Origin of the sequence: Pseudonocardia sp. NPDC049635 (assembly GCF_040659795.1) — a bacterium.
Lineage (GTDB): Bacteria > Actinomycetota > Actinomycetes > Mycobacteriales > Pseudonocardiaceae > Pseudonocardia.
In genome coordinates this window covers 18,916-35,340 of the sequence record NZ_JBFAON010000010.1, presented here as the reverse complement: position 1 = coordinate 35,340, position 16,425 = coordinate 18,916, and the positions used below count along the sequence as shown (strand labels likewise).

Genomic DNA, 16,425 nt, shown 5'->3' with positions numbered 1-16,425 from the left:
TGCCGGACGGAGTCGCACGGGAGCCGGGCGGGGGCTGCGGATCAGGCCGCGGGCGGACCCCGGGGAGCGACCGGGGCCCGGTGCCCGGGGTCCGGTCCGACCGTGGGGCCCCGGTCGGCGGGGGCCCCGGTGGGAGCCGCGATCTCCGGTGGTGCGAGCACCAGCGCGTCGAGTGCGGGGCCGGGGTGGCCGTGCCCGGTGGTGTCGTCGGGCACCGGGCCGGGGCCGCCCGGCGTGGCCCGTCCGGGGAGCGCCGACTGGGGCGCCGACGCGCTCGGCGCGAACTCGCCGTGCAGCGTCGTCGGCACCGCCACCGCTTCGGCCACGGCGGGGCCAGCGACCGGGGCGAGGACCGCGAACAGCGACAGCAGCAGCACGGCGCCGAGGCGTCGCGCGGGTGTGCGGGTCGGGCTCACGAGCGGTCCGTCCGGTTCGGGTGGCGTACGGCGGTTCCGCCCCGACGGTACCGGCGTCCGCCCGGTCAGCCGTCGGCGGGCAGCACCGCGGGCGGCAGGGGCGGCACGATGCGCCCCGGCAGCGCGGCCTCGACGGCCGCCGCGAGCGCGAGCAGTTCCCCGTCGGCCCAGCGCGGTCCGATCAGCGAGACCCCCAGTGGCAGGGTGCCGCCGTCGTCCTGCGGTGCACCCGCCGCGGGCACGGTGATGTTCGGGTGACCGGCGACGGCCGCCGCACTGGAGCTGCCCAGCACGAAGTCGTCGCCCGCGCCCAGCTCGATCCGCCAGGCGGGGCTGTTCGTGGGTGCGATCACGGCGTCCAGGCGGTGCCCGGTGAGTGCGGCGTCGAGATCGCGCCGGTTCAACGAGGTGGCGGCGTCGCGGGCCGCCCGGTAGCCGGCGCAGGTGGTGTCGCCACCGGTGGCCAGGGCCGCCTCGAACAGCTCCTGCCCCCAGTACGGCATCTCCACCGCGGCGTGCCGGCGGTTGTACTCGACGAGCTCGGCCAGCGAGCCGGGACCGGTCACCTCGGGCGAGCTCAGGTAGGCGTCGATGTCGCGGGCGAACTCGGTGAGCAGCGCGGTCAGTTCCGCCTCGGCGGCCTGCGCGGCGCCGGGCAGCTCGACCTCGACGAACACGACACCGCGGGCCCGCAGCGTATCCAGGGTGGCGGCGAAGGCGGCGTCGGTCTCCGGGCTGGCTCCCTCGGCGACCCGGAGCACCCCGAGGCGCGCGCCGGCGAGGTCGCGTGGCGCCGGTCGCGCCGGCACGGGACGCGCGGGTGCGTCGGCCGTCACCGGGTCGGCGGGGTCTGGGCCGCTGATCGCGGCGAGCACCCGTGCGGCGTCGGCGACCGACCGGGCCAGCGGTCCGGCGGTGTCCTGCTCCGCCGAGACGGGCACGATGCCGGTCCGGGAGACGACGCCCAGTGTCGGCTTCATGCCGACGACGCCGTTCGTCGCGGCGGGGCAGACGGTCGAACCGTCGGTCTCGGTCCCGATCGCGACCGGGGCGAGCGCCGCGGCCACCGCGACGGCCGAGCCGGCGCTCGACCCGCAGGCCGTCCGCTCCGGGGAGTGCGGGTTGCGGGTCAGCCCGCCGACCGCACTCCAACCGCTGCTCGACCTGCCGGAACGGAAGTTCGACCACTCGGACAGGTTGGTCTTTCCGAGCAGCACCGCACCGGCCGCACGCAAGCGGGTGGCGATCACCGCCTCCGGTGGCCTCGACCCGGCGAGCGCGGTGGACCCGGCCGTGGTCGGCAGCTGCGGCCCGGTCGAGATGCTGTCCTTCACCAGCACGGGGATGCCCTCGAGCAGTCGCGGGGGAGCCCCGGTGGCCCGGCGGCGGTCGCTCTCGGCCGCCGTCGCCGTCGCCGTCGGGTCGACGGCGACGACCGCGCCGAGCTGCGGATCGAGCGCGGTGATCCGCTCGGTGCAGAAGCTGGTCAGCCGGGCCGAGGTCAACCGGCCGGAGGCCATCGCGGCCTCGATGTCGGCCAGATCCATCAGGTCCAGGTCCACGGTTGCTCCCGTTCCGCCGCTGCGTCGCCGTCGCGCCGGCGGGCGGCCCGCGCCTCAGGTCACCATGTCCGAGGCCCGGGGCGGCGCACGACACGACCGTTCCGGTCGCTCCGGCGCCCGCTCGGACCCGGCGGGTAACGATCATGGCCGCGGGCCCCGGCCGGGACAAGCGGACGGGAGGTCGGTCACCGGCGGGCGTTCGGCAGAATCGAACCGTCCCGTACCGGGGGCACAGGCGAGCACCAGGGAAGAGAGGACCGGACGTGAGCACGGAGACGATCGAGTTCCAGGCCGAGGCACGCCAGCTGCTGCGCCTGATGATCCACTCGATCTACTCGAACAAGGACGTGTTCCTGCGCGAGCTGATCTCGAACGCCTCGGACGCGCTGGACAAGGTGCGGCTCGCCGCCTACCAGGACAAGGACCTCGGCGCCGACACCTCCGACCTGCACATCGAGCTGCACCCCGATCCGGAGGCGCGCACGCTGACGGTCCGGGACAACGGCATCGGCATGACCCGCGACGAGGTCGTCGAGCTGATCGGCACGATCGCGAAGTCGGGCACCGCGGAGCTGCTCGCCCGGCTCAAGGACGCCGAGGGCGACTCGGCCTCCGAGCGGAACCTGATCGGTCAGTTCGGTGTGGGCTTCTACTCCGCGTTCATGGTCGCCGACCGGGTGGAGCTGACCACCCGCAAGGCGGGCAGTTCCGAGGGGGTCCGCTGGGAGTCCGACGGGGAGGGTTCCTACACGATCGAACCGGCCGAGGGCCTGCCGCAGGGCACCGCGGTCACGCTGCACCTCAAGGCGTCCGACGCCGAGGACCAGCTGCACGACTACGCCGACCGCGACGTCCTGCGCCGCACCGTGAAGACCTACTCGGACTTCATCACCTGGCCGATCCGGATGCCGCGGGCCGACGGCGAGGACGGCGAGCCGGAGACCCTCAACTCGATGAAGGCGCTCTGGGCCCGCCCCCAGCGCGACGTCTCCGAGGAGGAGTACTCGGAGTTCTACCGGCACATCAGCCACGACTGGCAGGAGCCGCTGGAGACGATCCGGCTCGCCGCCGAGGGCACCTTCGAGTACCAGGCGCTGTTGTTCCTGCCCCGGGTCGCGCCGATGGACCTCTTCATGCGCGACGCCCGCCGCGGCGTGCAGCTCTATGTCCGGCGGGTGTTCATCATGGACGACTGCGAGGCGCTCGTCCCCGAGTACCTGCGGTTCGTCAAGGGTGTCGTCGACGCCGCCGACCTGTCGCTGAACGTCTCCCGGGAGATCCTCCAGCAGGACCGTCAGATCTCGGCGATCCGCCGTCGCCTGGTGCGCAAGGTGCTGTCCACCATCGGCACCCTGCGCGACGAGCAGCCGGAGAAGTACGCGACGTTCTGGGCGCAGTTCGGTCGCGCGCTGAAGGAGGGGCTGCTCTCCGACGCCGACAACCGGGAGACGATCCTCGGGGTGTCGTCGTTCCTCACGACCCACGGGGACGAGCCCACCGGCCTGGCGGCCTACAAGTCCCGGATGCGTGAGGGCCAGGACGCGATCTACTACATGACCGGTGACTCGCGCACGGCGATCGAGTCCTCGCCGCACATGGAGGCGTTCCGCGAGAAGGGCTACGAGGTCCTGCTGCTCACCGACCCGGTCGACGAGGTGTGGGTGGACGCCGTCGACGGTTTCGACGGGACCCCGCTGCGTTCGATCGCCAAGGGTCAGGTCGACCTGCAGACCGACGAGGAGAAGGAGCAGGCCGCGCAGCGCAGCGCCGAGTTCGGCCCGCTCTGCGAGTGGATGGCGGGGGTGCTCGCCGACGACGTCAAGGAGGTGCGGCTCTCCACCCGGCTCACCACCTCGCCGGCCGTCCTGGTCGGCGACGAGTTCGACATGACCCCGACCCTGGAGAAGATGTACCGGGCGATGGGCCAGGAACCGCCGAAGGTGAAGCGGATCCTGGAGCTGAACCCGTCGCACCCGCTGGTCACCGGGCTGCGTGACGCGCAGGCAGCGGGTCGCGACGAGAGCGGCACGGCCGAGTTGCTGCACGGTATGGCCCTGCTCGCCGAGGGCGGTGACCTGCCCGACCCGTCGCGGTTCGTCGGGCTGCTCGCCGAGCGGCTGCAGCAGAATCTGTGACTCGAACCTGAACAACTGCACAAGTGTCGATATCGGCGGGAGTGCGGGCTAGCGTGTCCCGGTGCCCCGCTCCCGCCGGATCCCGGCCAGGTCGCTGCTCGCGGCGCTGGCGCTCGTGCCCGCCCTGCTCGCCGGTTGCGGAGCCGGGCCGGCCCCGGCCCCGGCGGTCGCTCCGCCCGCCGGGGCCATCCGCAACTGCGATGTCGACGTCCCGGTCGAGCGGCCGCAGCGGATCGTCGCGATGTTCCACAACGCCGTGGAGGCGGTGCTCGCGCTCGGTGCCGGCGACCGGTTGGTCGGTGCGGCCTACCTGGACAACTCGTTGCTCCCCGAGCTGGCGGGGGAGTTCCGGCCCGGGGCCGGCGGCCCCGTCTACTGGCCGGAGGAGTACCCCTCGCGCGAGGAGGTCCTGCGGATCGCGCCCGACCTGGTCGTCTCCGGTTTCACCGGGGCGTTCACCCGGGAGGGCCTCGGCACCCGCGCCGAGCTGGGCGGCACCGGGACGAACACCTTCCTGTTCAGCGCGTTCTGCCCGACCACCGACGGCGGCACGCAGGAGGCGCTCGCGTCGAACGACGTCTCGTTCGACGCGGTTGCGCGTGACCTCACCGACCTCGGGCGACTGCTCGGCGCGGATGCTCGCGCGGCCGAGCTGACCGGGCGGATGCACGCCACCCTCGACGACGTCGCCGGGCGGCTCGACGGGATCACCGAGCGGCCGCGGGTCGCGATGCTGAACGCTCCCGGTGGGCGTCCGGAGCTGCGCGTGTTCGGCACCGGCGACGTCGCGACGACGATCATCGAGGCGGCCGGCGGGGTCCAGGCCTTCCCCGGGATCGCGGGCCGGCAGCGGACGGTGAGCACCGAGGGCCTCATCGCGGCCCGCCCGGACGTCATCGTCGTACCGGCCTGCTGCGGGAGCGACGTCGGGCCGGAGTCGGCGGCGCCGCTGGTGCAGAAGCTGCGGGACGACCCGGCGCTCGCCACGGTGCCCGCGATCCGCGACGCGAGGATCGTCACCACGACGTTCGCCGAGGTCAGCCCCGGTATCCGGAACGCCGACGCGGTCCGCGCGCTGGCCGAAGCACTGCACCCGGACCGATTCACGGGCGGCTGAGGGGCGGAGAGGAGAAAGAGTGCATCCGCCCGGCGCCATTGCCGAGCGGACGCCGGTGACCGTAACCCGACACCTGTGGTCGAGTACAGCGGGTCAGTTCGATCGTTGCTGTTGCGCGACCCGGGTGGCCGGTCACCCGCCCGGCGGCAGCCGAGGATGACCGGGACGCAGACCGTCGAGCAACAGTGCGAGGTAGCGGCGACGGTCCTCACCGGTCGTCGCTCCGGTGCCCTCGGCGCCCTCGGCGACGGCGAGCGCCATCACCAGCAGCGCCGACAGGTCCCGGGCGGTCAGCTCGGGGCGCACGGCGCCGGCGTCACGGGCCCGGTCGAGCAACCGGTTCAGGGTCCGCCCGTAGCGCTGTACCGCTTCCACGTCGAAGGCGCCGGCCTCGCGGGCGAGCCGCAGGATCGTGCGCCGGGCGGCGATCGCCTCCACCGCGCGGCTCAGCGATCCGGACAGGTCGGCCCACGGGTCGTCGGTCGCGGTCGCGGCGGTGGGTTCGATCTCCTCGGCGAAGACGCCCTCCAGGACTGCCCGGACGAGCTGGTCGCGGGTCCGGAAGCGGCGGTAGAGGGTCGCGACCCCGACGCCGGCGCGGCGCGCGATCTCCTCGAGCGCCACGTCCGGGCCCTCGGCCTCGAACGCGGCCGCGGCGGCCTCGACGATCCGCCGGTGGTTGCGCGCCGCGTCGGCCCGCAACGGCCGGGCCGATCCGGTCCCGGTCGTGGTGGTCATCGGGGCACGGTAACGGGTCGCGGCTACCCACCGTGGCCAGGCGGTGCGGAGCGGCGGGCCGAGCCGGTCTGCGGAAGGATCGTGACGTGCGTGCCGAACTCCGCGTCCTGCCGACCGCCGATCTCGGGAAGGGCGGGAGGCGCGGGCTGCGCGGGTTGCTGGACGCCGCCTTCGGCGACTTCGACGACGCGTCCTGGGACCATGCGCTCGGCGGGGTGCACGTGCTGGCAGGGCCACCGGAGGCACCGGTCGGGCACGCCGCCGTCGTCCTGCGCCGGGTACTGCACGGCGGCGTCGCACTGCGTACCGGTTATGTCGAGGCGGTCGCCGTGCACCCGTCGTTGCAGGGGCGCGGACTGGGTGGCGAGCTGATGGACGTCGTCGAGGGGCTGGTCCGCGGGGGCTACCGGCTCGGGGCGCTCGGCGCGACCGAGCGGGCCGCCCCGCTGTACCGCAGGCGCGGCTGGCTGGAGTGGCGTGGGCCGCTCGCCGCGGTCACGCCGGGTGGTGTCGTCGACACCCCGGACGAGGTCGGCGGGGTGCACGTGCTCCCGGTGGACGCCCCGCTGGACCAGGCCGAGCCGCTGATCTGCGACTGGCGCGACGGCGAACTGTGGTGACCGCCCGGGCCGGGTGCCGCACCTCCGGAGTGACCGGGCCGGTTCACCTGGACGCCAGGTCGACGTCGCGTTCCGGTCATCCGGGGACGTTGGAGTTTGCTCCGTGCAACTGGCGGTACTCGATCTTGCAGGCACCACGATGGCCGACGACGGGTTGGTCCTCGCCGCGCTGCGCGCCGGCCTGCGTGCCGTCCGGGTCCGGGTGGACGGCCCGGGATACCCGGCGTTGGACCGCCAGGCCCGCTCGACGATGGACCGGTCCGCGATCACCGTCCTGGGTGAGCTGCTCGACGGTGACATGTATCGCGCCCGCCGCGCGCACGCCGCCTTCACCGAGTACCTGACCGTGGCCGCGGACGACGGCCGGGTGCGACCGGTCCCCGGTGCACCCGAGGCGCTCGACGCGTTGCGGGCGGCAGGCCTGAAGGTCGCCCTGACCTGCGGATTCGATCCCGCCCTGCGGGATCGGCTGGTGGTCGCGCTGGGTTTCGAGGCGCAGGTCGATCTGTTGCTGTCACCGGCCGACGTCGACGGGCGGGGCTTGCCGGAACCCGACCTGCTGCACGCCGCCGCACGCCGGGCCGGGACCGAGACGTCCCGGACCGCGGTGGCCGGGGACGCGACCGCGGACATCGACGCCGCGGTCCGGGCCGGCGCCGGACTGGTGATCGGCGTCCGCGGAGGCGCGCACGGGGAGCCCCGGCTGCGGGCAGCGGGAGCGGACGCCGTCATCGATTCGGTGGCCGAGCTCCCGCCGCTGCTCGGCCTGCCCAGCTGAGCTCGTCCGGTCCGCGCAGCAGCTACCCCTGCCGGGCCGTCCGCGGGGGCGGAACCGCCTCAGACCACCGGGGTGATCGAACGCAACGCCTCCGAGGAGCGTACGGCGGCGGTCAGGTCGGCCAACGCGCGTCCGTGCGCCGCGGCGAGCTCCGCCGACTCGTCGGTGAGGGTGTTGCGGTCGAGGTAACCGGAGTGGTCCAGGTACAGGCCGGGGGAGAGCACCTGCACGGCGAAGAACCCGGCCAGCACGGACCGGAGCCCGTCGACGGCGAGGAAGTGGTGCCCGCTCGCACCGGTCAGCACGACGGCGGCCGCCTTGCCCTGCAGCGGCGCGGTCTTCTCGCCCCACTTCCCGCGTTCGGTCGCCTCCAGCAGCGCCTTCAGCGACGCCGTGTGACCGGCCCGGTAGACCGGGCTGCCGAACACCACCGCGTCGGCCTCGGCGATCGCCGCGGTGACGTCGGCGAACGAGGTCTGCGACAGCTCCAGCAGCCGGGTGGTGTCACCCGCCTTCTCCGCTCCGGCGAGGATCCCGGCCACCGCGGCGGCGGTGCGCCCACCCGGCTCCGGACCTGCGACGACACCGACGATGCTGCTGCTCACGAGGACTCCCGTGGGGTGAGGTGGTAGCCGCCGCGGAAGTACAGCAGCGGCAGTCGTTGCGGGTCGGCACCCAGTGCCTCGACCCGGGCGGCGACGATCGTGTGGTCGCCGCCGTCGTACTCGTTCCAGAGGGTGCAGTCGATCCAGGCGCCGACCCCCTCCAGCACCGGCGCGCCGGACGGCGCCGGCGTCCAGCTGACCCCCGCGAACTTGTCCGTCCCGGACCGGGCGAACCCGGCGCTGTGGTGCTCGTGGTCGGCGGCCAGCACGTTGACGCAGAACCGGCCCACCGCCCGGATCCGCGGCCAGGTCGTGGATCCGCGGGACGGGGAGAAGCTGACCAGCGGCGGGTCCAGCGACAGCGACGAGAACGACTGGCAGGTGAAGCCGAGCGGGCCGTCCGGTCCCTGTGCCGTGACGACGACGACCCCCGACGCGAACGCGCCGAGGGTGGCGCGCATCGCCTCCGGGGTGACCGGGCCGGGAACGGACGACGCGGGGGTCGTGGATCCGGGCATGCCCCGACCCTAGGCAACCGGCGCGCGGGCGGCCAACGATCACCGACGCGGCGTCCCACACAGTGCGACGCCCGTGCACACGACGACGGCCGTGCGGAGCGGGTGCTCCGCACGGCCGTCGTGGACGAGCGTGGCCTGCCGGGGCGGGGAGGGCCCGGCCCGGGCTCAGCTGGCGTAGGCGCGCAGCTTGTCGGCGCGCTCGCCGACCCGCAGCTTCGCCATGACCTCGCGCTCGATCTGGCGTACCCGCTCCCGGGAGAGCTTGAAGGCGCGGCCGATCTGGTCGAGCGTGTGCGGCTGTCCGTCGTCGAGACCGAACCGCATCCGGATGACCTTCTGCTCGCGGTCCTCCAGGGTGGCGAGCACCCGGCGGAGGTCGTCGTGCAGCAGGCTGGAGATCACGGTGTTCTCGGCGTCGGTGGCCTCGGCGTCCTCGATGAAGTCCCCGAGCGGGGCCTCCTCCTCGGAGCCGACCGGCATGTCCAGGCTCACCGGGTCGCGTGCGTGGTCGAGCAGGTCCGCGATCTTGTGCTCCGGGATCCCGGACTCCTCGGCCAGCTCGGCCTCGCTGGGCTCGCGGCCCTGCCGCTGATGCATGTCCCGCTTGATCCGGGCCAGCTTGTTGACCTGTTCCACCAGGTGCACGGGCAGCCGGATGGTGCGGGCCTGGTCGGCCATCCCACGGGTGATCGCCTGCCGGATCCACCAGGTGGCGTAGGTGGAGAACTTGAAGCCCTTGGTGTAGTCGAACTTCTCGACCGCGCGGATCAGCCCCAGGTTGCCCTCCTGGATGAGGTCCAGCAGTGGCATCCCGCGCCCGGTGTAGCGCTTGGCCAGGCTGACCACCAGGCGGAGGTTGGCCTCCAGCAGGTGGTTCTTCGCCCGCAGCCCGTCGCGCACGATCTCGCGCAGGTCGCGTCGGTACTGCGGGTCGAGCTCGTCGAGCGTGCCCTCGGCGGCGGCGGTGTCCAACCGGTGCTGGGCGAACACGCCGGCCTCGATCCGCCGTGCGAGTTCGACCTCCTCCGCCGCGGTGAGCAGCGCGGTCTTGCCGATGCCGTTGAGGTACACGCGGACCAGGTCGGCGGCCGGGCTCTGGGCGTCCAGATCCTCCGCCACGGCGGCCGCCGCACCGGGTACGGTGGTCGTGAGAACGGTGTCGCGGTCCGACCCGGCCGACCGGGAGCGGCGCGAAGCCGGGGCCCTCCGTGCAGCCGTGGTCGCGCTGCCGGAAGCCTCCGTCGTGCGGCGGGGCCCGGGGACTGCCGGGTTCTCGGCAGTCGGCACGGCCGGAGCGGTCGTGGTCGCCGTCATGTGCATTCCTCCCCTGCTCGGGCGCGACGAGGGACGGTGGGTACTCGTCGCATCGCCCTACACGGGGTCCAACGCAGCGTTGCGGCGGATCGTTCCCGCGACGGGGCCCCGGCGAGCCGGAAATCGCCGCCGGGGCCCGTGTCATCGGTCACATGAGGTTGCGGTTCTCTCAGGGTCCTCTTAGAGAGCCGTCAGGGTGCGGGGACCCGCGGGGTGTCGCGCGGATCGGCGACCGCCCGGACGCTGCTGCGCCGGCGCGAGGCCTTGCCGCTGCCGGAGGTGCTCGTCCTGGGCACCGAGTGGGTGTAGACGGTCTCCATCAGCACCGGCCAGTCGTGACGCAGCGCGTCGCGCCCCATGAACAGGCCCAGGTGGCCCGCGGTGGCCGTGCGGTAGGTGATGTCCTCGGCCGGGGTGGACACCTTCTCCGCCGCCGCGAACAGCTGGGGTGCGGGCGTGATGTGGTCGGTGGATCCGGCGAGCATGAGCAGCGGGCAGTCGATGGCGGCCATGTCCACCGGTCGTCCGTCGACCGTCAGCGTCCCCGTGACGAGCCGGTTCTTCCAGAACAGGTTCTCCACCAGCCAGAGGTAGAACGCACCGGGGATGTCCTGGGTGTACTTGAACCAGTCCTCGAAGACCCGGTACCGCTCGACGTGCGTGGCGTCGTCGATGTTCTCCAGCAGCTGCAGCTGACGGGAGACCTCCGACTGGGGCTGGATCGAGATGAAGTTCGACAGCACGGCCGAACCGGGCATGTTGCCGCCGCCCGCGGCGACCAGGGCCTTGTAGGGGGCCATGCCCATCGTCCCGGCCATCAGCTTGGTGGAGGCCGCGATCACCGACTCGCCCGCATGGAAGTCGATCGGCGCACCGGCCAGGGTGAGGGTGTTGACCCGGTCCGGGTGCAGGGCCGCGTAGATGGTGGCCAGCCAGCCGCCCTGGCAGTCGCCGACCAGGTTGGCCCGGCCGCCCATCCGGCGGATCGAGCGGTCGATCACCTCCAGGTAGTCGGTGATGGTGACCTTCCGGGTGGCCGTGGTCGCCGGCCGCCAGTCCAGTGCGTAGAGCCGGGTCAGCCCGGCCGCGCGGATCATCGCCAGCTGGCTCTGCTGGGGCGAGTAGTCGACGACGGTCGAGGAGTGCCCGGCCTGGGGCGGCAGCACCAGGGTCGGGACGACGGCGTCGTCGCGGTGCTGCGCCTCGGTGAAGTCGCGCAGCAGGGCGAACGGCGTCGCCAGGGCGATCTCGTTCGGCAGATGCCACTGCGGCTCGCGCCGGTCGGCCATCGTGGCGAGCCAGAGCAGCGAGCGGCGGGCCGCGTCACCGGGCTTGGCGATCCGCTGGACCGCGTCGATCCAGTAGGCGCCGGTGGCGCGCCCGACCTCGGTCGCGACCTTGGTGAGGTTGCGTGCGTTGTAGGAGAACAGGAAGCGCAGCGGGTCGATGCCTCCGCCCTGCTCGGCGGCGGCCTCCGCGGCCGACTCGGGGAGCGCGCGCGGGCGACGCTCCTCGGTGGGGGAGCTCGCGTGCGAGGTCGCTGTGCTCATGGGCCTCTCCCATCAACTGTGATGACCGGGGCTCACCGGTTACCGAACGGTAGAACGCGTTCGGTATGTCAAGCAAGCGCTGAGCTACTCCGGAGTAGTGCTTGCTCCATCAAGCGCAGGTGAGGGGGGTCTCATCGTGACCCGGCACGCCCGGTGGTGCCTACCCGTGAGTACCCCGCCACCATGGGGAGTCCCTTCGCGCCACCCCCTTTCGGGGCGCGTGAGATGCACGGACACACACCCGGCTCTGCAGGAGTGAGGCGAACAGTGACGACGCAGCCCGTAGCCACGCCCGAGTCCGAGCCCGGCGCCATCCCGACGGATCAGGCCGGTCACGCTGCGGAGGTGCTCCGCCGACAGGCCGCCGGCCTGGTGCGTGACCTGCGCGAGCTGGCCGATCCGGAGGGGCTCGTCGCGAAGGTCGATCCGGTGGGCTTCGGCGGCGCGCTCGGCGAGGCGGCCAAGTCGCTCGCCGCCAGCCCGGGCGCGGTCCTGCGGACCGGCCTCGGTTTCGGTGTCGACTCGGTCCGGGCGGCGGCCGCCGCCGCGTCCCGCGCGGTCGGCGGCACCACCACGGGCCCGGCCTCGCTGCCCGAGCGGGACAAGAGGTACGCCGACCCGGCCTGGGAGGGCAACGCCTGGTACTACTTCGCCCGGCAGGAGCACGCGCTGCTGGCCGACCGGCTCACCGAGCTGTCGCAGGCGGCCCAGGTCTCGCCGGTCGCGCGCCGCAAGCTGGACTGGCTCGTCGGGCAGGCGATCGAGGCGCTCGCCCCGCCGAACTCGATCGTCACCAACCCGGCCTGGCCCAAGAAGATCATCGACACCGGCGGCCTGAACGTGGTGCGCGGTGCCCGGAACCTGCTGCGCGACGCCGTCCAGAACCGGGGGATGCCGCGCCAGGTCACCCCGGGCCAGTACGTGGTGGGCAAGGATCTCGCGGTCACTCCCGGCCAGGTGGTCTACCGGAACCGGCTGATCGAGCTGATCCAGTACGAGCCGCAGACGGCGAAGGTGCACGAGATCCCGCTGTTGATGAGCCCGCCGTGGATCAACAAGTACTACATCATGGATCTCGCCCCGGGTAAGTCGCTGGTCGAGTGGGCTGTGCGGCACGGGCACACCGTCTTCATGATCAGTTACCGGAACCCGGACTCGGCGCTCGCCGACGTCACGATGAGCGACTACCTGCTGGAGGGGCCGGTCGCCGCGATCGACGTGGTCCGGGAGATCACCGGCCAGGACCGGGTGAACGTGGCCGGGTTGTGCCTGGGCGGAGCCCTCTCGGCGGCGGCGACGGCCTGGCTGGAGGCCAAGGGCAGGCAGTCGGTCAACTCGCTGACCCTGATGAACACGCTGCTCGACTACACCGGCCCCGGCCAGCTGGGCGTGTTCACCGACGAGAAGACGGTGAACCGGCTCGAGCGCAGCATGCGCAAGGACGGCTACCTGCCCGCCTCGAGCATGAAAACCACCTTCGACCTGTTGCGCGCCACCGACCTGGTGTGGAACTACGTGGTGAACGACTGGATGCTGGGTGAGGACCCCAAGCCGTTCGACATGCTGAGCTGGAACTCCGACTCCACCCGGATGCCGGCTGCGATGCAGACCGAGTACCTGCGCACGCTCTACCTGGAGAACCGGTTCGCCGAGGGCAAGCTGGAGCTGGCGGGGGAGCGGCTCGACGTCGCCGACGTCCGGCCGGACAGCTACGTGATCTGTGCGGAGTCCGACCACATCGCGCCCTGGCGGTCGGTCTACACCGGAGCGGCGAAGATCGGCGGCACGGTCCGGTTCGTGCTGTCGAACTCCGGGCACATCGCCGGCGTGGTGAACCCGCCGTCGCCGAAGTCGCGGCACTGGTTCGGCGAGTCCGACGATCTCCCCGCGTCGCCCGACGAGTGGCGTGACGACGCGGGCGAGCGGAAGGCCTCCTGGTGGGAGGACTGGACGCCGTGGATCGCCGAGCACGCGGGCAAGGAGGTCGCGGCGCCGAAGCGGATCGGCAGCGACACCTATCCGCCGCTCGAGCCCGCACCGGGCAGGTACGTGCTGAAGGGCTGAGCCGGCGCACCGTCGCCGGTGCCGGCGGGTGCGCGACGGACGTGCAGCGGGGACAATGCGCGGCCATGGACCGCGTACGTTTCCCGTCCGCGCGTCGGCGCCCGCCGCGCGGACCGATCCAGTCCGGTGCGCGCCGGTGAGTCGCGGGCAGCGGGGGGCCGGGCCCGGAGCCGACGGCGGTCACCGCAACGGCGGTGGCAGGCCCGCCGGCGCGGGCCGGGCCAGGGGTGCTCCCGGTGATGAGCCCGGTGAGCGCCGCGGCGGCAACGGTCGCCGCCGGGGCGGGGCCGACGGTGCCGCCGCGGCGTCGGCCGCCGAGGGGTTCCGTGACGCCGGAGCACGAGCGGCAGAGGACGCCTGGAGCGCACAGGTGAACGCACTCGGTGGCTTCATCCGGGCACAGCGCCAGATGGCGAAGCTCTCGCTGCGCGAGATGGCAGCGATGACGAAGGTGTCGAACGCCTATCTGAGCCAGGTCGAGCGCGGTCTGCATCAGCCGTCGCTGAAGGTGCTGCGGTCCATCGCGGACGCGCTGCACCTCAACACCGACCAGATGCTCAGCCGGGCCGGTTGGACGGTCCGGGAGCAGGGCGAGGCGGAGTCCGAGCAGGCGCCGCCGGTCGCCGACGAGGTTCCCGGGGTCGAGGCGGCGATCGCGGTCGACCCGCGATTGACCGACGAGCAGCGGGCGGCGTTGCTCGGGGTCTACCGGAGCTTCGTGGAGCGCGGACGGGACTGACCGTGCTTGACATACTTAACGCTGGTGCGTAGTTTCCTTGGCGTGGCGGAGTGCGGAACCGCGCCCCGTGCCCCAGGAGCAGACCTCCACGAGAGGAGTTCGCCATGAGCGCACCCACCGACCAGTTCGTCGACTTCGCCAAGCGCGGTCAGGATCTCGTCACCGAGTCCGTCCGCAGCTGGAGCGACACCGTGCAGGGGCTCGCCGAGCAGTTCACCGGTGGCAACCGCCCGCAGCTGCCCGACGCGGGCGCCGCCGTCGACCGGGTCTTCGACTTCTACGAGCAGGTGCTGGGCCACCAGCGCGAGCTCGCCCGCACCGTGGTCGGCGCGGGCACCTCGGTCGTCGACCAGCTCACCGAGCAGGCGTCCCGGGCCGCCGAGGTCGTGACCGAGCACGCCGCGGCGGGCACCGAGAAGGTCGCCGCCGGAGCCGAGAGCGTCGCCGACACGGCCCAGAAGACGACTCGTACCTCGCGTCCGTCCGCGAAGTAGCACGTCCGGCACCCTCCACGGGCCCCCGTCCAGGCGGACGGGGGCCCGTGGTCGTGTCCGATGTGACCGGGCGCGCAGTCCTCCGGTCCTGTCCCTTCCGGCCGGACGCCGGTAGACCTGGCCGCATGAGCACATCCGCAGGTCCCCGCCGGATCGCGATCGCCTGCCAGGGCGGAGGCAGCCACACCGCTTTCACCGCGGGCGTCCTGGCCCGGATGCTGCGCACCGGTGCCTTCGACGGTGCCGAGATCGTCGGCCTGTCCGGCACGTCGGGTGGCGCGATCTGCGCGCTGCTCGCCTGGGACCGGCTGCGCCGCGGTGACGGCCCGGAGCACCGCGCCGCCGCCGCGGACGCACTGGAGGCGTTCTGGGCGGACAACGCCGCGCGCGGCCCGCTCGCCCGCCTGCAGAACGCGGGAATGGTGTGGGCGGGTGCGCTGCAGGGGCTCGGGCTGCTCCCGGCGAGCACGCCGTACGCGATCCCGCGCCCGATCGACGGCACCCGCCAGTTCCTGGAGCTGCTGGGCAGGCACGTGGACTTCGACGCGATCGGGGCCGATCCCGGCGGCCGGGAGCCGCTGCTGCTGCTCGGCGCCGTCGACGTGCTCGACGGCCGGTTCCGGGCGTTCTCCAGCCGCACCGACACGATCACCGGGAAGACGGTGCTCGCGTCCGCGGCGATCCCGAACCTGTTCCGCGCCGTGCACGTCGACGGCGGCACCTACTGGGACGGCCTGTTCTCGCAGAACCCGCCGGTGCGCGACCTGCTCGGCACCGACCCGGACGAGCTCTGGGTCATCCAGATCAACCCGTCCCGGATCGGCTCGGAGCCCCGGACGCTCGTCGAGATCTCGGATCGACGCAACGCGCTGGCCGGCAACCTGTCGCTGAACCAGGAGCTCGGCTTCATCGAGACGATCGACCGGCTGCTCGCCGAGGGCGAGTTGCGGCCCGGGGCGGGATACCGGCACGTCACCGTCCGGATCCTGGAGATGCCGGCCTCGGTGATCGCCTCGCGCATCCTCGGGTCGGCGTCGAAGCTGAACCGGGACGTGGCGTTCCTGGACCGGTTGCAGCAGCGGGGGGCCGCGCAGGCCGATCTCTTCCTCGGCGCGCTGGCGTTCGAACACGCCGTACGGGAGCAGGACGCGGCGGGCTTCGCGGCGGCGATCGCCCCGGGCGCGCTGCTCTGGTCCACCGCGCCGTTCCGCGAGCGCCCGTCGGGTGGGACCCCGCTGGCCGACGCGGCGGGGGAGATCCTCGCCGCCGAGTTCGCCATTGACCTCACCCGCAAACAGGTCGCCCGGGACGACGCGGAGTGGGCGGTCCGGATCACCACGCCGGACGGCGAACGGGCCGAGGGGCTGGCCCGGGCCACACTCGACAGCCAGGGGCGGGTCAGCGCCCTGCGGCTGGGCCCCGCGGACTAGGCGCCCGGGCGGAACCGGATCGTCAGAACGGGATCAGCGGCACCACGACGAGTCGCAGCACCAGCACCACCAGGAACACGATGAGCACGGACAGGTCGAGCCCGACGGCCCCGATCCGCACCGTGCTCAGCCGGCGGCGGATCGGCGCCACGACGGGCTCGGTCGCGCCGTGGGTGATCCGGCGCGCGGTGTCCAGGACGGCGCCGCCGCGCCCGGAGCCCAGGACGTCGATCCAGTCGACGATCACCCGCGCGATGAGCACGAACTGGAACAGCAGCAGCACGACGCCGAGCAGATAGCCGATCATGTCTCCATCGTCCCTTTCCGACCTGAGAGCGTGGTGAG

Annotated in this window: 16 protein-coding genes; 8 read left to right on the top strand and 8 right to left on the bottom strand. The window is 73.0% G+C overall.

What is annotated here, in order from left to right; genetic code table 11:
* Positions 1-41: 41 nt before the first annotated feature.
* Both AB0J24_RS14380 and AB0J24_RS14375 read right to left on the bottom strand, forming a co-directional pair.
* Entirely contained in the window at positions 42-416 is a 375-nt protein-coding gene (locus AB0J24_RS14380) for a hypothetical protein (protein ID WP_358680680.1), read from the bottom strand.
* Positions 417-481: 65 nt separating this feature from the next.
* Positions 482-1,978 carry an amidase family protein gene (locus tag AB0J24_RS14375; RefSeq protein WP_358680677.1) on the bottom strand — a complete coding sequence of 499 codons (1,497 nt, stop codon included), beginning with the start codon at positions 1,976-1,978 and terminating at the stop codon, positions 482-484.
* A 263-nt stretch (positions 1,979-2,241) separates the two neighbouring features.
* Between AB0J24_RS14375 and htpG the strand changes: the two genes are divergently transcribed.
* Together htpG and AB0J24_RS14365 are read left to right on the top strand one after the other, a co-directional pair.
* The gene (gene htpG, locus AB0J24_RS14370; protein ID WP_358680674.1) at positions 2,242-4,113 is read left to right on the top strand and encodes a molecular chaperone HtpG; all 1,872 of its coding nucleotides are present in this window, start codon (positions 2,242-2,244) and stop codon (positions 4,111-4,113) included.
* Positions 4,114-4,174: 61 nt separating this feature from the next.
* Entirely contained in the window at positions 4,175-5,230 is a 1,056-nt protein-coding gene (locus tag AB0J24_RS14365) for an ABC transporter substrate-binding protein (RefSeq protein ID WP_358680671.1), read from the top strand.
* Positions 5,231-5,362: 132 nt separating this feature from the next.
* Here the strand turns inward: AB0J24_RS14365 and AB0J24_RS14360 are convergent, their stop codons facing one another.
* Positions 5,363-5,968: a helix-turn-helix domain-containing protein gene (locus AB0J24_RS14360; protein ID WP_358680668.1), complete on the bottom strand. Its 606-nt coding sequence runs from the start codon at positions 5,966-5,968 to the stop codon at positions 5,363-5,365.
* Between the two features lie 86 nt (positions 5,969-6,054).
* On the opposite strand from AB0J24_RS14360, the gene AB0J24_RS14355 reads away from it, so the two are divergent.
* Both AB0J24_RS14355 and AB0J24_RS14350 read left to right on the top strand, forming a co-directional pair.
* Positions 6,055-6,588: a GNAT family N-acetyltransferase gene (locus AB0J24_RS14355; RefSeq protein WP_358680665.1), complete on the top strand. Its 534-nt coding sequence runs from the start codon at positions 6,055-6,057 to the stop codon at positions 6,586-6,588.
* A 103-nt stretch (positions 6,589-6,691) separates the two neighbouring features.
* On the top strand, positions 6,692-7,366 hold the full coding sequence (locus tag AB0J24_RS14350) for an HAD family hydrolase (RefSeq protein ID WP_358680662.1): 675 nt from the start codon (positions 6,692-6,694) through the stop codon (positions 7,364-7,366).
* Positions 7,367-7,425: 59 nt separating this feature from the next.
* On the opposite strand, the gene AB0J24_RS14345 is transcribed toward AB0J24_RS14350, so the two are convergent.
* The 4 genes from AB0J24_RS14345 to AB0J24_RS14330 form a co-directional block, all read right to left on the bottom strand.
* Entirely contained in the window at positions 7,426-7,971 is a 546-nt protein-coding gene (locus tag AB0J24_RS14345; RefSeq protein WP_358680659.1) for an NAD(P)H-dependent oxidoreductase, read from the bottom strand.
* Positions 7,968-8,489, bottom strand: coding sequence for a flavin reductase family protein (locus AB0J24_RS14340; protein WP_358680656.1), 522 nt, complete (start codon positions 8,487-8,489; stop codon positions 7,968-7,970). Before AB0J24_RS14340 ends, AB0J24_RS14345 begins: the two co-directional genes overlap by 4 nt.
* Positions 8,490-8,654: 165 nt before the next feature.
* Positions 8,655-9,809 (bottom strand): sigma-70 family RNA polymerase sigma factor, encoded by a 1,155-nt coding sequence (locus tag AB0J24_RS14335; protein ID WP_358680653.1) that lies wholly within the window; start codon positions 9,807-9,809, stop codon positions 8,655-8,657.
* 185 nt (positions 9,810-9,994) lie between these two features.
* Positions 9,995-11,353, bottom strand: a complete 1,359-nt coding sequence (locus tag AB0J24_RS14330) for an alpha/beta fold hydrolase (protein WP_358680651.1) — start codon at positions 11,351-11,353, stop codon at positions 9,995-9,997.
* A 345-nt stretch (positions 11,354-11,698) separates the two neighbouring features.
* Here AB0J24_RS14330 and AB0J24_RS14325 point away from each other — a divergent pair, with 345 nt between their 5' ends.
* The 4 genes from AB0J24_RS14325 (at position 11,699) to AB0J24_RS14310 (ending at position 16,080) form a co-directional block, all read left to right on the top strand.
* Positions 11,699-13,417, top strand: coding sequence for an alpha/beta fold hydrolase (locus AB0J24_RS14325; RefSeq protein ID WP_358680648.1), 1,719 nt, complete (start codon positions 11,699-11,701; stop codon positions 13,415-13,417).
* Positions 13,418-13,553: 136 nt separating this feature from the next.
* Positions 13,554-14,156, top strand: coding sequence for a helix-turn-helix transcriptional regulator (locus AB0J24_RS14320; protein WP_358680645.1), 603 nt, complete (start codon positions 13,554-13,556; stop codon positions 14,154-14,156).
* A gap of 104 nt (positions 14,157-14,260) precedes the next feature.
* On the top strand, positions 14,261-14,650 hold the full coding sequence (locus AB0J24_RS14315; RefSeq protein ID WP_358680643.1) for a hypothetical protein: 390 nt from the start codon (positions 14,261-14,263) through the stop codon (positions 14,648-14,650).
* A 125-nt stretch (positions 14,651-14,775) separates the two neighbouring features.
* Entirely contained in the window at positions 14,776-16,080 is a 1,305-nt protein-coding gene (locus AB0J24_RS14310) for a patatin-like phospholipase family protein (protein ID WP_358680640.1), read from the top strand.
* A 22-nt stretch (positions 16,081-16,102) separates the two neighbouring features.
* Here the strand turns inward: AB0J24_RS14310 and AB0J24_RS14305 are convergent, their stop codons facing one another.
* Positions 16,103-16,387: a YggT family protein gene (locus tag AB0J24_RS14305; protein ID WP_358680637.1), complete on the bottom strand. Its 285-nt coding sequence runs from the start codon at positions 16,385-16,387 to the stop codon at positions 16,103-16,105.
* Positions 16,388-16,425: the final 38 nt, after the last annotated feature.

Excerpts from the sequence above, each read along its gene's own strand:
- AB0J24_RS14305 (WP_358680637.1), bottom strand. The coding sequence starts at position 16,387 with ATGATCGGCTATCTGCTCGGCGTCGTGCTGCTGCTGTTCCAGTTCGTG.
- AB0J24_RS14315 (WP_358680643.1), top strand. The coding sequence starts at position 14,261 with ATGAGCGCACCCACCGACCAGTTCGTCGACTTCGCCAAGCGCGGTCAG.
- AB0J24_RS14310 (WP_358680640.1), top strand. The coding sequence starts at position 14,776 with ATGAGCACATCCGCAGGTCCCCGCCGGATCGCGATCGCCTGCCAGGGC.
- AB0J24_RS14335 (WP_358680653.1), bottom strand. The coding sequence starts at position 9,809 with ATGCACATGACGGCGACCACGACCGCTCCGGCCGTGCCGACTGCCGAG.
- AB0J24_RS14330 (WP_358680651.1), bottom strand. The coding sequence starts at position 11,353 with ATGAGCACAGCGACCTCGCACGCGAGCTCCCCCACCGAGGAGCGTCGC.
- AB0J24_RS14360 (WP_358680668.1), bottom strand. The coding sequence starts at position 5,968 with ATGACCACCACGACCGGGACCGGATCGGCCCGGCCGTTGCGGGCCGAC.
- AB0J24_RS14340 (WP_358680656.1), bottom strand. The coding sequence starts at position 8,489 with ATGCCCGGATCCACGACCCCCGCGTCGTCCGTTCCCGGCCCGGTCACC.